Annotated in this window: 10 protein-coding genes; 9 read left to right on the forward strand and 1 reads right to left on the reverse strand. The window is 61.7% G+C overall.

Going from position 1 to position 14,557, the window contains the following annotated elements; all coding sequences use genetic code 11:
* Positions 1-25: 25 nt before the first annotated feature.
* A complete protein-coding gene (locus tag KF708_05620) occupies positions 26-1,204 on the reverse strand; it encodes an acyl-CoA dehydrogenase (GenBank protein MBX3412178.1) in 1,179 nt (392 codons plus the stop codon).
* A 215-nt stretch (positions 1,205-1,419) separates the two neighbouring features.
* Here KF708_05620 and KF708_05625 point away from each other — a divergent pair, with 215 nt between their 5' ends.
* The 9 genes from KF708_05625 to KF708_05665 all read left to right on the forward strand — a co-directional run bounded on the left by KF708_05625 (position 1,420) and on the right by KF708_05665 (position 14,531).
* On the forward strand, positions 1,420-2,781 hold the full coding sequence (locus KF708_05625) for an arylsulfatase (GenBank protein MBX3412179.1): 1,362 nt from the start codon (positions 1,420-1,422) through the stop codon (positions 2,779-2,781).
* A gap of 163 nt (positions 2,782-2,944) precedes the next feature.
* Positions 2,945-3,676, forward strand: coding sequence for a trypsin-like peptidase domain-containing protein (locus tag KF708_05630; GenBank protein ID MBX3412180.1), 732 nt, complete (start codon positions 2,945-2,947; stop codon positions 3,674-3,676).
* A gap of 474 nt (positions 3,677-4,150) precedes the next feature.
* Complete coding sequence (locus tag KF708_05635; protein ID MBX3412181.1) at positions 4,151-5,821, forward strand: hypothetical protein; 1,671 nt, start codon at positions 4,151-4,153, stop codon at positions 5,819-5,821.
* A gap of 186 nt (positions 5,822-6,007) precedes the next feature.
* A complete protein-coding gene (locus tag KF708_05640; protein ID MBX3412182.1) occupies positions 6,008-7,432 on the forward strand; it encodes a VWA domain-containing protein in 1,425 nt (474 codons plus the stop codon).
* A 149-nt stretch (positions 7,433-7,581) separates the two neighbouring features.
* Positions 7,582-8,586: a hypothetical protein gene (locus tag KF708_05645; GenBank protein MBX3412183.1), complete on the forward strand. Its 1,005-nt coding sequence runs from the start codon at positions 7,582-7,584 to the stop codon at positions 8,584-8,586.
* Between the two features lie 358 nt (positions 8,587-8,944).
* The gene (locus KF708_05650) at positions 8,945-9,562 is read left to right on the forward strand and encodes a sigma-70 family RNA polymerase sigma factor (GenBank protein MBX3412184.1); all 618 of its coding nucleotides are present in this window, start codon (positions 8,945-8,947) and stop codon (positions 9,560-9,562) included.
* The gene (locus KF708_05655; GenBank protein MBX3412185.1) at positions 9,534-12,143 is read left to right on the forward strand and encodes a serine/threonine protein kinase; all 2,610 of its coding nucleotides are present in this window, start codon (positions 9,534-9,536) and stop codon (positions 12,141-12,143) included. Before KF708_05650 ends, KF708_05655 begins: the two co-directional genes overlap by 29 nt.
* A 182-nt stretch (positions 12,144-12,325) precedes the next feature.
* Positions 12,326-12,997: a hypothetical protein gene (locus tag KF708_05660; GenBank protein ID MBX3412186.1), complete on the forward strand. Its 672-nt coding sequence runs from the start codon at positions 12,326-12,328 to the stop codon at positions 12,995-12,997.
* 43 nt (positions 12,998-13,040) lie between these two features.
* The gene (locus tag KF708_05665) at positions 13,041-14,531 is read left to right on the forward strand and encodes a PEP-CTERM sorting domain-containing protein (protein MBX3412187.1); all 1,491 of its coding nucleotides are present in this window, start codon (positions 13,041-13,043) and stop codon (positions 14,529-14,531) included.
* The last annotated feature ends 26 nt before the right edge of the window (positions 14,532-14,557 follow it).

Consider the following 14,557-nt stretch of genomic DNA (forward strand, 5'->3'; position numbering starts at 1 on the left):
CTGCCGAATCTTTAAAGGTCGTGTGCTAGTAACTCTTGCCCAGGCCGAGGACGCGCTGCGCCACGATATTGCGTTGCACTTCACTCGTGCCGGCTTCGATCGTATTGCCGCGCGAACGCAGGTAGTGGTAGATCCACTGCCCACCGTCGAACTCCTCGAGTTGCGCCGCCGGCCCCAGGATCTCGAAGGCGGCCTGCGTCATCCGCTGGTTGTATTCGCTCCAGAAGAGTTTCTGAATCGAGCCCTCGGGCCCGGGCATGCCGGTCTTCATCAACTTGGTCAGAGCGCGGCTCGTATTGAGGCGGAAGATCTCCAGCTCCAGATACAACTGCGCCAACTTCTGCCGCGTCAAGGGGCAATCGGCTGCCGGCGCTTGGCCGGCGCGCGGCTGCCGCGCGTGTGCGATCAAGGCCTCGAGATTGCGTTTGAACATGGCATACAGGCCCGAGCCCAGGTTTGCCCGTTCGTTGGCCAGCGCCGTGATGGCCACCGGCCAGCCCTGGTTCTCCTGGCCCAGCATCTCGCTCACTGGCACGCGGACATCGGTCAAGAAGACTTCGTTAAACGCGCTGTCTCCCGACATCATTTTCAACGGACGCACCTCGATGCCTGGCGAGTGCATGTCGACCAGCAGGCAGGTAATGCCACGATGCTTGGGCGCGGCTGGATCGGTCCTGGTCAGCAGCAGGCAGCGATGCGCGAGATGGGCGAAGCTGGTCCAGATCTTCTGGCCGTTGACGACATAGTGGTCGCCCTCGCGCACGGCCCGCGTGCCGAGCGAGGCAAGATCGCTGCCGGCGTTCGGTTCCGAAAAGCCCTGGCACCAGATCTCCTCGCCCGAGAGGATTTTGGCGAGATAGCAGTTCTTTTGCTCCTGCGTTCCCACCGAGATGATCGTCGGACCGACGAGCGACAGCCCGATCACGCCGATCGGCTCGGGCGCGTTGGCGGCGGCCATTTCTTCCTGGAAGATGGCCTGCTCGATGAACGAGGCGCCCCGCCCGCCATACTCCTTGGGCCACGCAATGCCGGCCCAGCCACCATCGAACAGCGTGCGCTGCCACGCCTGGAGATAATCGGTATAGGCCCCGCTCGATTCCGCTTCGTGCGCGGCGCCGCTCCAAGGGGCGGGCTGGTTCACCTCGAGCCACGCCCGCAGTTCGTCGCGAAACGCCAGTTCGCTCGCTGTCAGCTTCAAATCCATCGATCGTACTCGTGTCGAATGTTACTTCCGCAAAAAAGGCGCGCCACGGCGAAATACTCGTCACGGCGAATTCGGACGATGATAGCCGAGCGGACTCCAGGCGACTACTCACCGGGAACGCGAGAATCGCCCCCGGCGGCAACTCGACGCGGCAGGGTCCGGCAGCGATAATCGACAGCGCGGTTCACACGCGTAGGCCCAGGAGAGTTCCGGTGATGAAAATGTTGCTTGCGATCGCGAGCCTGCTACTCGCGTTGCCCCTTTCATCGCGAGCTGCGGACCAGGCACGCCCCAATATCCTGTTGATCGTGGCCGACGATCTCGGCTGGAGCGATGTCGGCTGGCACGGCGGTTATGCCAAGACGCCCCATCTCGATCGACTGGTCGAAACGGGCGTCGAGTTCGACCAGCACTACGTGCAGCCGGTCTGCACGCCGACGCGTACCGCCCTGATGAGTGGCCGCTACCCTGGCCGGTTCGGACCGCACGCCCTGGCGCCGAGCAATCTCCGGGCGATGCCCCTCGGTACCGTGACGCTGGCGGCGGCGCTTCGCTCGCTGGGTTACCGCACCTACCAGTCGGGCAAGTGGCACCTGGGCGCACGGCCCGAGTGGGGCCCCAATCAGTTCGGCTTCGATCATGGCTACGGCACTCTCACCGGCGCCGCCGATCCCTGGAATCACAAGTATCGGCCCGGTCCCTACGAAGAGACCTGGCACCGCGATGGAGTTCTGGGGCCTGAGCCGGGCAACGCCACCGAACTGGTAGCCGCCGAGGCCGTCCGCCGCATCGAAGAGCGCCACACGCCCTGGTTCATCTACGTCCCCTTCCACGCGGTCCATACGCCGGTCGATGCGCCGGATGAGTACAAGCGACTCTACGACGGCGTGACGTTTCACGCCGATCCCGAGAAGCACGATTCGCGCTTGCGCATGGCGGCCATGATCTCGCAGCTCGATGCGAAGGTGGGCGAGCTCGTTGCGGCCCTCGAGCGCACCGGACAGCGCGACAACACCTTGATCGTCTTTACCAGCGACAACGGCGGCATCGAGTCGCTGAAGAACGCCTACGTGAGCGACGTCGGGCATTCGCCACTCAACAGCGAGAACGATCCGCTGCGCGGACAGAAGAACACGCTTTACGAGGGAGGAATCCGCGTCTGCGCCTTCGCCAACTGGCCCGGCCAGCTCCGTCCGCGCAAGCACACCGAGCCGCTGCACGCCGTCGACTGGTTTCCCACGCTGGCGAGCGTGACGGGCTACGCGCCTCCGTGGGATCTCGCCTGGGATGGGGTCAACCAATGGCAAGCGATCGCCGGCGAGCAGACGCCGAGCGAGCCGCGCACGATTTACATCGCCATGAAGAAAGGTCACGCCCTGCGGCACGGCGACTGGAAGTTGATCGTCGCCGGCAAGAACGCTCCGGAGCTATTCAATTTGGCCAACGATCCCTACGAAAAGTACGACCTCGCCGGCGACGAGCCCGAACGAGTCGCCGAGCTGCAACAATTGCTCGCCCAGCAGAAGGCGCTCGATGTGGCCGAGTTGCCTGAGGATCTCGTCGGGTTTCCTCCCTAAGCGTTGCGGACCGTGCGCGAAATTACCAGCCGCGAATTGCAGTACCCAACAGGTTGCCGAGGGGGAGGAACGCAATCAAAGTGGAGGGATCAGACTTTCACTTCCGGCCTTGAATCGTGGGTGGTACATGTCCGAATTACACGCTGCACCTAGCTCCTGTGTCATGCGGACATCCTTGTCCGCCCTCGTGTTGTTGTTCGTCAGCCATGCAGTGCTCGCCGAGCAACCCTTGCCGCGACAAGTACGAGATTCTGTCGTGCGCATCGTGTACCAACAGTCGGAGCACGCCTGTCTCGGCACGGGCACTTTCGTCGGCCACGACGAGGGACTAGGTCTCGTGGTCACGTGTGCGCATCTCTTCACCGAAGGAGTCGGCGAACCGTTCATCATCGGTCCCAACGGTCTGCAACGCGCTCATCTGGTGGCCATCGACGAAAAGAACGATCTCGCTTGCCTGCTCGTCGTCAGCAAGACTACGGCGGCCGTGGCCGTCGCTGCCGAGCGACCGCGGCGCGGCACGACACTTACCTGGTGTGGCTACGGAGAAGTTGGCGACTTTGTCGCCATGCGTGGCACGCTCGAGGAATATGCCACGCTCCAAGGTGGCAAGGCAAACGGCGTGCTCGAAGTCACCGGCGCCGCGCGGCATGGCGATTCCGGCGGCCCGATCTTCAACGCGCGTGGCGAACTGGTGGCGGTCATCATGGGCACCGATGGCTCGCTCGTCGACGGCACGCACGGCGCGATCATCCGCGACTTTCTGGCGCAGCATCCCGTGACCGAGGAACTGCGCGCGAAGATGCTGGCCCGGCAGTCCCACCCGGTGCCCGACCGACTCCACGCGCTAGCACGACTGTCAGAAGAGGCGGGCGACATTATCAAGGCTTCCGAATAGGGGCCGAGGCTCGATCGTCCACGGTGCGCCGCGACCTTGTCCGTTTCTCTTTACCGCATTTTCATTGACCCGCCTGTAACGGCGCGATACTTCTACAAGTGGTCGTTCGACCATTCTCTTTTATGTTCGCGCCGCACCGACGAGAGGAGGTGCCATTGAGGGAACGCGTCACTTCGCTGTGTTGTCGCGCGTAATGCCGTGCGTGGAACGGAAGAGCAGAGGCTGGCAAGGCATTCGTTCGCTGCTATTCATTCCGATTCTCCTCAGGCCATTCTGACGGCCTCTTCTTACGTTCTGCGGAATCCGTGCGCTTGGCGTTCGATGGTAGCGCCGGCAGGTAGACGGCCTCGCGCGCAGTTGGCCCGCATTCTTGCCGTCGGTCGACGCCCTGTCGGCTCGCGAGAGCTCGTTGTCTCCTCGCGTGCTGAGGTCGTCTCACCCCGCGCACCCACCGGAACCAGGAGGGAACGAGGCATGGAACCCGCGCTATCTCGCCACCCATGGTCATTCTGGAATCTCATCTATACGCACAACCCGTTCTATTTATTGAGTGCCCTGCTGATCCTCTACGGCTTGAGACTGAGCTTCGACTCGCCCGTTACCGTGCGCACCTCTTGCGTTTTGGCGATCTCGTTGGCGGCCTATGCCGCGATACTGACCGCCATGGGTTGGCTGGTCGTGCGTTATGGCATCTGGGACGATGCCCGCACGATTCTGCTTGCCGTGCTGATCGTGCTCCTGTCGCTGGGCAACAGTTTCGACCTGCTGGCCATCCGGCATGTCGAGGCGGGAAGACTGATTCTGTTCCTCAGCTTTGTGTATGCGATCGCTCTGGGCGAATTGCTACTGGCGGCACTGAGGATTCGCCTGCCACTTGCGTTGCGCGCGCCTTGCCATCTGATGCTGGCGCTGATCTATCTCTATCCGCTCTATCTTGCTCGCGTGGTCGACACGTCGAACACCTGGCCCCCCGTGGCCTGGGCTATGTTGCTCCTCTCTCCGTTGGCGGCGTTCTCGATCTTGCTGTTCTTGCCAGCGACTCGCTTGCCGCGCGAGCGGTTCTTCCTCGCCGGTACGCCTTGGGAGTGGCCCTGGTTTCCCTGGGTGTTGCCCGCCGTGTTGGTGCTGGGTCTGTTTGGACGATGCTACATGCTCAGCTACTCGTTTGTGCCGGTGCAGGGCAATGCCGCTGCCATGGAGCCCTACTTTTTCGTGCTTCCCTTGTTGGCACTGGCGGTGGTCGCGATCGAATTGGCGCGCGCGAACGGTTGCCGTCGCGTGGAGCACGTGCTGACGATCTTGGGAGGGCTCGTCGTGCTTTTGCCTGTAACCAGCGCGCAGCATGCTTATCAGGATCGCTTTCTGCCACTCATCGTCGCACAACTAGGCTCGCCCTTGTTCCTCACGTTCGTCACGCTGGCAGTGTTCTATGGGTATGTTTGGCTGCGAGGCAATCGGCTGGCGGAACTGGGACTCTACGCGGCGCTTGCGAGCCTGGTTTTCGTCGCACCTCAGACGGTGCATCTGCGAGCTGCCGTGGCGGCGCAGTGGCTTCCTCTCGTGTTGGCGACCCTGGTGGCCGGATATCAGGCACTACGTTGGCGCACTTCGTATCGCTGGGTGTGGGGGGCCGGAATGCTGCTTCTGATGGGCTCCGCGGCCCTGCGCGAGACAGCGTTCGTCGCACACGAAGGTTTCCTTCCGCGCCACCTCGCCTTGTTATTGCTACTCCTCATCGCTCACTTCTGTCACGATGCCTTTACTTTCGTGGTGCGTGGCGCCGCGGCGCTGCTGCTCGCGGCGACGTGTATCGCCGGCGCGGTCCATGCGGACACCATGCTCCCCGCTTGGGGTGATCTCGACACGCTGATCTACGAGATTGCCTTGCTATCGCTGGGGGTTTGGTTTGCCTGGCGCATGACCAGTTACTTTTTGCTGGCCACGGTGGCGTTCGCCGTCGCGGGTACGCTCTCGGTCGCACTCTGGCCCTTGATCGAAGATCTCCGGCGCGTGTACTTGCGCGAAGGCTTTGAACCAATCGTGGGAGGCGTTGCCTGCATGTTGCTCGCCATAGCAATCAGTCTGGCCAAGATGGGCGCCTGCCGACGATGGCCCTTGCCCGTGCGGCGCTGGCGGTTGATCTAAGTTGGGCCACAGTCGCCAGGCAGATGCCCCTATTCCGCTCCGCGCCGTCAGTAATCAAAGCAACACGCGAGTTTTTGCCTCTTGGCGGCGTAACAATCGCCCCGCTTCTGCGCCTACATGAACATCTCAGGTCGTGCCCGTGGTGGGCGCGCTGGTGGTTCTATCGTCGCAAGGAGCACAACCTCCATGACTATTCGTCACTTCGCTCGTCTCGCGGTGGCCGTCGTTCTGGCGGTCGCCCTGGGCAATCTGCCCTCGGCGGTCTTCGCCCAGCAAGGGCGCGCCGTCATGTTCGATCAATTGCTCGAGTATGTGGAACTGCAGGTTCCCGAGACCAAGATCGAGCAACTCGTGGCCACCTCGCCGACCCGCTTCATCCTGGGCAGCGAGCAACTCGATCGCTTGCGCGCCGCCGGCGCCTCGGAGCAACTGCTGCAAACGCTCGCCGCGCGCAGCCCGGCGGTCGCTGCCGGCTCCGATGTGACCGACCTGGTCTTGATCCTCGACTGCTCGGGCAGCATGAACGACAGGCTCGTCGACGGTGGCAGCAAGTGGCAGGCCGCGCGACAGGCCGCCCTACAACTGATCGACAGCATTCCGGAAGGGCGCCATCTGAGCGTCATCGTCTATGGAACCGACCTGGCGCGCAAATGTCATTCGGTCGATCTCGTGCGCGGCCTACAGCCCCTGACGTCTGGCGATAAGGAGGAACTGGCAAGCTACCTTGGACGCCTGAAGGCCGTCGGCCACACCCCCATCGCCAACTCGCTGGAACTGGCCGGCACGCAACTCGAAAACGCGTCGGGCATGTCGAGCATCGTCCTCATCACCGATGGCATGGAAAGCTGCCACGGAGATCCGGCCGCGATGGCCGGCAAGCTCGTCGAACGTTTTCCCCATCTGCGCGGCGGCATCAACGTCGTCGGCTTCTGCCTGGGTGAGGCGGAATCGCGGCAGGTGGCTCGCATTGCCGAAGCCGGCCAGGGACAGTTCTACGACGCCCGCAATGCCGAGCAGTTGTTGACCAGCATGCGCAAGATCGAAACGAGCGTCGTCCAGCCCGCCCCGCCGCTCGAGGTCAATCTGGCAGGACTCTCGGCCCTCGACCGACTATTGATCGAACAACTGCGCGACGCCGACATCGACGTGCGGACCCAGGCCGCCAAGACTTTGGGAGAGCGCCAGGTGCAAGCCGCCGTGCCGGCGCTGCGCAACTTGCTCCTGCAGGCTCCCTACGGCTCGGGCATCTTCGGCGATGTGGATCGCGATGCGGCGCTCGATGCGATCCTGGCCATCGACGCCGAGCAGGCCGGCGCCGCATTAACGGCCGCGCTGACTTCCGCCGAGCGCAAGGTGCGTCTCTGGGCCGCCGAAGAAGTGGGCGATCACCGGGTCGTCGCGGCGGTCGACGCCGTGGTTCGCCGCCTGCTGGCCATGAACGACCAGGACTTGCCCACCTCGGCCATCAACGGCACGGATGAAGCCGATGCGTTGTTCAAGGCCCTGCAAAACACCTCGCCCGAGCGGCTCGAAGAGACCGTGCTGCAATTGCTCCGCGGCCGAAGTGCCAACGTCAAGGCCTGGGCCTCGAGCAAGGCACGCCAGTTGTAAACGACCATTACGCTTGCTCATCAAGCAAACTCAGGAGCGCCCCAGCAGCCGACCGGCTTCCAACCGGTCGGCTGGCGGCGTTTCGACCGGCCACTTTCTCGGTTACAGTGGTGGCACTTGTCGCAACGCTGCTCCGGGAGTGCGAGATCATGTCCGTACGCGTATGTGTCTGGCGTCCGTTCGTCATGCTGAGTCTCGTGCTGGTCGTGTGTGCCACGGCCGTGGCCGACGATCTGCGTTTGAACCAGATCCAGGTCATCGCCACGCACAACAGCTATCACGTGCGGCCGCCAGAAAAGGCCCTCAAGGCGGCCATCGCGGCCAACAAGGAAGCCGGTACTTGGGACTACACGCGGCAACCGCTCGATCGCCAGTTGGATGAGGGCGTGCGCAGCTTCGAGCTCGATCTGCACGTGGCCAAGGATGGCACCTGGCGAGTGATGCACGTGCCGATGCTCGACGCCGGCACCACGGTCGAGACGTTCGCCGAGGCCCTGCAAGTGATCCGCGCCTGGTCCGACGCACACCCGCGGCACGTGCCGATCTCGCTCCTCTTGGAGCTCAAGGAAGAAGGTTTTGGACTGAGCCGCGCTTACCGTCGCCCCGAGGCCGCGGATCTCGACCAGCTCGACGAGCTGATTCGATCGGCCTTCTCCGCGGATCGCCTGTTGACGCCCGACGATGTGCGCGGCGATCACACGTCGCTCTATGAAGCCGTTCACACCACGGGCTGGCCCAAGCTATCGGACGTCGCCGGACAGGTGTTCGTCATCTTGCACGAACAAGGTCCCCATCGCGCGGCCTATCTGAAAGGCCGCGAGGCCTTGGAAGGACGAGCCATGTTCGTCGAGTCGGAGCTGGGACAGCCTCATTCGGCCGTGCTGATTCGCAACAATCCGCAAGATCGCCAGACCGATGACCTTGCCCGCGAAGGTTATCTGGTGCGGACGCGCGTCGATTCGCAGGGGAGCATCCGCCCCGCGCAGCGCGAGCGTGCCCTGGCCAGCGGCGCCCACATCCTCACGACCGACTATCCGCGCGGTGAAGAGCACGGGCAGGAGCCCTTCACCTTTCCGCAAGACGCCCCCGCGCGTGTGAATCCGATCACGGGCAAGGAACGGGCGCCAGGGACGCTCGCCGAGCCGATTCCCTGATTCTTCGATCAACTCTGTCGCATCCCGCCGGTGTCGCAGAGGTGGGCGAAGGTTCGTTCACAACGCTCGCTCCGCCAACGTTGAAATTGGCGGCTCTTGGCCCTCTTCAAGCGGCGCCGATTGGCATACACGACTCGCTGGAACTCGGACGGTTTGTCGGTCCAGCGTGAACGGTAGGGCTGCATCCGCTCGGGGATATAGGTCCGCAACGCCATGGCATCGGCCAATTCCAAGGTGGCTGCCGCAGTTGCACCTTGACACGGGCATGTGATTTACGATCCTGGGAGTTTTCCAAGCATCTGCCAATGGCGAGATCCAGGCGATCGACGCGGGGGCACGGTTCGAGGGAGCTAAGGCCGTGGAGCAACTTCCGTCTCGGATTACCGTGGAGAATGTTCCGTTGTTCGTCGAGGCTGCGCGAACGGGGGCGGATGACGCCCTTTCGCGATTGCTGGAGTCGTATCGCACCTATCTACGACGTGTGGCACGTCGCGAGTTGGCTGGCGATCTGCGAGGGAAGATCGATCCATCTGACCTGGCGCAAATCACTCTGATCGAAGCGCATCGCGATTTCGTGCAGTTCACATCCTCGACGCACTCTCGACTACGAACGTGGCTCGGGCAGTTGATGATTAACAATGTTGCGGATGCCAAACGATGGTTCCGTAGCACGGCGAAACGCGACATTTCTCGCGAAGTACCTCTTGATTCGAGTCTCAAGGAGGTATCCGCCTACGAGGACGTTCCTCGAGAGGCAGTGTACTCGCTGTCGGGCCAGTTTCAGGTGGCGCTCGAAAGGCTGCCGCAGACGTACCGAGAGATCATTCTTCTGCGACACTTCGAGCGCCTATCATTTCCAGAAATTGGACAGCGGATGAACAAGACCACCGACGCCGCGCGGATGTTCTACAGTCGCGCGATGTCGGCTCTGAAATCCGAGTGTGAGCATGACGATCAACCCGACGCAAAGCGATAACCGTAGTTCCGATGGCCATGAAGTAAACAACGCCCAGCATCATGCTCGTGCGTCCTCTTCCCACGGGTCACGCCTATCGCGTCATCCCGAGTTGGCGCACCTGCAAGATTTCATCGATGCGTTTGACGCGGTGCTGCATGCGTCTTCCGTGACTACGGAGCGGGCCGATGCTCAAAAGACGAACCAAGGAGATTTCTTCGGCCGATTCGCGCTCGACCGTATGTTGGGTTCCGGTGGCTTCGGAACGGTCTTTCTCGCCTTCGATCCCATGCTCGGCCGGCAGGTTGCGCTGAAGCTTCCTCGCGTGGAAGTGTGGCAGTCGCAGGAATTGCACGATCGATTCTTGCGAGAAGGACGAGCTGCGGCAGGACTCGATCATCCCAACATACTTCCCGTCTACGAATCGGGGGAACTCGCCGGACTCGGCTTCATCGTCAGCGCCTACTGTGCGGGACCAACCCTGGGCCAGTGGATGGAGCAGGAACAGCCGCCACGTTCGCCAAAGCTTGCGGCCCGGCTCGTCATGCAACTCGCCAGGGGCGTCCATCATGCGCACGAGCGTGGTGTGCTGCACCGCGATATCAAACCGTCGAACGTGTTGCTTGAGCCATGTGCCGATTCACGTGCCGCAGATTCGTTCATGCCACGCCTGACCGATTTCGGTTTGGCGAAGCAACTGAACGAAGTCTCGGTCGACACCGCTCCAGGCATCCAGGCTGGAACACCGCGTTACATGGCCCCCGAACAGTTGGCCAGCGACGGCAAGCGGGACATCGGCGTGTTCACCGATGTCTATGCTTTGGGGGTCGTGCTCTACGAGGTGCTCGCGGACAAGCCCCCTTTCGATGACGCTAATCCGTTTGCCCTGGCCCGTGCGATTCAAGAGGATGAACCAACCTCGATACGATCGGTGCGTCCCGATATCCCCCGTGACTTGGAAACGATCTGCCTCAAATGCCTGGAAAAAGACAAGACGAGACGCTACGGGACGGCACGCGAGTTGGCTGACGACCTGGAACGATTTCTTGATGGCCATGAGGTAACAGCACGACCCTTGGGCTTCGGTACGCGATTTCTACGCCGATGTCGACAGCACCGGCTCGTTACGGCTTTGGTTAGTCTGCTGGTTGTCGGTTCGATCGTTGGGCTTGGCAGCATCTTCCATCAGTGGCGGAGTGCCAACCGCTATGCCGCCGCCGTCGAAGCGAGTCTGATTCAGGCCGAGCAAGGGCTCGTCAACATGTCCTGGGTAATCGAGGAGATGCACCTGTGGACGATGAGTGGCGATCCTTTCTTCACCGGCAATAGCGACCAGTTGCGAAGCTATTACGAACGCATGCTGGCACGGCCGGCCCCGCTTCGTCCTTCGCTCGCCTACGAAGCCACGATGCAGTCGTTTCATGCCCGCGTTGCAGAATTGGCCAATCACCCTGAAGAAGCCCGACGACACTTTCGAGAGAGCATCGACTCTTGGGTAGAATTGATCCGCAGAGAGCCTACCAACCAGGATTATCGGCAAGCACTGGCCGCGAACCTGTTCTCTTACGGCGCGCACCTTCGTCGGCACAACGAGTTGGACAATCCGTTGGCGCAACCCTACGAGTATCTGGTTCTCTATCGGTATCTCCTCGGCATGGAACCTGCACAGGGATCCATCATCGCCGACTTCGCTGGGTATCTCTTGGAGCGAGGCAAAGCGCTGTCCCGTGCAGGAGAAACGCCAGCCGCTCACGAGCAGTTCCACTTGGCGGTGGTACTTGTTGTCAATGCACGTGGCAAGTTTCCCCGCGACGAGCGCTTCACTTGGATTCACGCGGTATCCAGCTTCTACCTCGCTTGCAGTTCGAGGCAGCTCGGATTGAAAAGCCAGGCCATTCAGCATTTCACCGGCTGCAACAACCTGCTGGACGAAATGGCACCGCAACGCGGCGAAAATGCCGAGTGGCTGTTCTACCGTGCGGAGGCCAGCCGGCTTCAAGCTGCCTGTATGCGTGATTCCGGGAATACCGACGAAGCGATCTCGATGTTTGAGACGGCACTTCACTTCTTCGAGCGAATGAAGAACGAAGAGGGAGAATCCCAGCGAGCGCTCAACTTGCTGGCGTCGACCTCGCTGAATCTTGCCGAACTCTACAAGCAGAAAAACAAACCCGAGTATGGCATCCTGAACTACGAACGATTCTGCGACTATGCCGGTCAGGCCATTCTCCGGCGCAGTGTCGCGAAACGTTATGCCGAGAGATTGCCCAAGGTTTTACTGGAGTTGGCTCGCAACGACCTGGCCAACGGACGTGACGAGGACGCCAACCGTCGCTTGATCTTTGCTTGCGAAGCCCTGGCGTATATCGATCCGCCGCGCGACGCGCATGCCGCGCCACGGCTGGTGTGGGCAGAGTGCCTGGGCCTACGGGCGGAGCTTGCCAAGAACCAGGGCCGCATCGACGAGGCGCTCAATCTCCACCGCAGCGCCCTCGAAGTACTCGACATCGACTTCCGCGACCTCAGCCGTCGCCAACGCGTCCAAGAACAGGTCGAACATCACCGGGCCGCCATCCAGGCGATCAATGCGGCCGCCGGATGAATCGCAGTAACTCATTGTCTACCAATGAGTTTAGCCTCTCGACCTGGGCCGCTCCGCGAAAAATACTGAATTTTATGTTCGGTTTTTGGCTTGATTCCTCGCTTACGTAAGTAGGGGCGCAATCGGCGCTCGGCCGCTGCCCTCTTTACTTTATTTGGCTTCGAGCGAGGAGAATTTCCACGATGGGCCCCTGTCCGTTCATGGTCTGGCTGCGACGTGTCGTAGTCGTCGTCGCATTGCAAGGGGCCGCCGTCTGCCAGGCCAGCGTCGTGGTCACGGGCGACGTTTCTCCCGACCCCACCACCACCACTTTGTTCGACAATCTCTACATCGGCTTCACGGGCCACGGCACCCTGACGATCGACGACGGTAGCACGGTCCAAAGTGCAAACGGTTATCTTGGCTATTGGTCTGACTCGACGGGCCACGTCACGGTCGATGGAGTCGGTTCGACATGGATCAACAATACGGAGTTGTTTTTGGGTGGTTTTGGCGATGGCACTCTTGTGGTCACTGGTGGCGGGGCGGTTGGTAGTACTCTGGGATTTATCGGTGTTGGCTCGACGGGGCGAGTGACCGTCGACGGTCACGGTTCCTCATGGACGAATACATGGGATTTGCTTGTGGGTGACGGTGCTGGGGGCGAGGGCACTCTGGAGATCACCTCTGGCGGGGAAGTCAGCAATAGCGGCGAGGGATTTGTAGCGTACGGCCCCGATTCAATCGGTGTCGTGACCATCGACGGCGTCGGTTCGACATGGACAAACGACGGGGCAGTGTTTATTGGCCGCCGCGGCGATGGCACGCTGGAGATCACAGGCGGCGGGAAGCTCAGTAACCGGGAAGCTCAGTAACACTGACGCTCATATCGGATACTTGTCCGGCTCGATGGGGCGCGTGACCGTCAACGGTGCCGGTTCGACATGGACAAACGACGGGGATCTGGTTGTAGGCAGCTTCGGAGGCGAAGGCTTGTTGGAGATCACTGGTGGCGGCGCGGTGAGCAGTATTTCGGGTTCCATCCAGCCGACTGGTCATGTCATTGCCGATGGCGCCGGTTCGGCGTGGTCGAACAATGGAGATCTGTTTGTAGGCGGTGGCGGCAAGCTGGAGATCACCGGTGGCGGCGCGGTGAGCAGTATTTCAAGTTTTCTGTGGGAAGACCACGCAACCGCCGCTGTTGACGGCGTCGGCTCAACGTGGACGAATGAATTCCTGGGTGTGCTCGGCGGTACGTTGGAAATCACCGGCGGTGGGGAGGTCAGTAATACTTGGGCTCATATTGGCAACGGCTCGACAGCACGTGTCACGGTCGCCGGCGCCGGTTCGAGATGGACGAACGACAACGCACTGCTTGTAGGCGAAAGCAACGGCGATGGCACGCTGGAGATCACGGGCGGTGGCGCGGTTAGCAGTTATCTCAGCCATATCGGACTTACCGCCTCCTCGACGGGCCGCGTCACCATCAATGGTCCTGGTTCCGAGTGGACCAACACTAGCGAACTGTTTGTGGGCAGTTCAGGAGAGGGCGCGCTAGAGATCACCGGCGGCGGCACGGTCAACAATCAGTCGGCCTCGGTGGCGTATTCTCCCAATTCGGTCGGAGTCGTGACCGTCGACGGCGCCGGTTCGACCTGGACGAACGAAGGAAATCTGGTCGTAGGCGAACGCGGCCACGGCTCGCTGGAGATCACTGGCGGCGGAGCGGTGGCCGTAGAGAACGAGTTGTACATCAGCCATTTCTCCGGCGGCGCCGGCTCCGTCCAGGTGGACGAAGATTCTCGACTGAACGTCGGTCAACGGATCCACCTGCACCAGGGCGGCACGCTTCAACTAACCGATGGTGGCGTCGCCGTCGTGGGAGCCCTTCCTCTCACTCTGCTCGACAACACCCTCCATGTCGGAATTGATGGCACCCTGTCCGGCAGCGGCACGATCCTGGGCGACGTGCTCGTCGATGGGGGTGTTGTTTCCCCTGGTTTTTCGCCCGGCAAGTTGGACGTGGTGGGGAATTACCTGCAAGGTTCGTTCGGCTCGCTCGATCTGGAGATCGGCGGTCTGCTGCCGGGGCAGTACGACCAGCTTTCAGTGACCGGCAATCTCTCGCTAGCCGGGACGGTGAACATCGCTTTCATCGATGGCTTTCTGCCCTCGGTGGGGGATCAATTCGATTTCTTCCAGGTGGGAGGAACCTTCGATCTAAGCGAGGCCACCCTTCAATGGAACAACGCTCCGGCCGGCTTCCAATACAACTCGGCGTTCCAAGATGGCCTCTATTCGGTCCACATCACGGCCGTCCCCGAGCCAAGTTCGCTGGTGTTGGCCCTGGCGGGGGCGGCACTGACAGCCTGGACGCTTCGCCAACGAAAGCAGCGAACGGCGGTTTAAAGACGACCTGCTCAGGACGTGCGATC

Source organism: Pirellulales bacterium (genome assembly GCA_019636335.1).
In the GTDB taxonomy this organism is placed as follows: Bacteria; Planctomycetota; Planctomycetia; order Pirellulales; family JAEUIK01; genus JAHBXR01.

Bases quoted from the DNA above. Each gene is read 5' to 3' on its own strand.
- KF708_05630 (MBX3412180.1), top strand. From the start codon at position 2,945: ATGCGGACATCCTTGTCCGCCCTCGTGTTGTTGTTCGTCAGCCATGCA.
- KF708_05640 (MBX3412182.1), top strand. From the start codon at position 6,008: ATGACTATTCGTCACTTCGCTCGTCTCGCGGTGGCCGTCGTTCTGGCG.
- KF708_05660 (MBX3412186.1), top strand. From the start codon at position 12,326: ATGGGCCCCTGTCCGTTCATGGTCTGGCTGCGACGTGTCGTAGTCGTC.
- KF708_05645 (MBX3412183.1), top strand. From the start codon at position 7,582: ATGTCCGTACGCGTATGTGTCTGGCGTCCGTTCGTCATGCTGAGTCTC.
- KF708_05625 (MBX3412179.1), top strand. From the start codon at position 1,420: ATGAAAATGTTGCTTGCGATCGCGAGCCTGCTACTCGCGTTGCCCCTT.
- KF708_05635 (MBX3412181.1), top strand. From the start codon at position 4,151: ATGGAACCCGCGCTATCTCGCCACCCATGGTCATTCTGGAATCTCATC.
- KF708_05655 (MBX3412185.1), top strand. From the start codon at position 9,534: ATGACGATCAACCCGACGCAAAGCGATAACCGTAGTTCCGATGGCCAT.
- KF708_05620 (MBX3412178.1), bottom strand. From the start codon at position 1,204: ATGGATTTGAAGCTGACAGCGAGCGAACTGGCGTTTCGCGACGAACTG.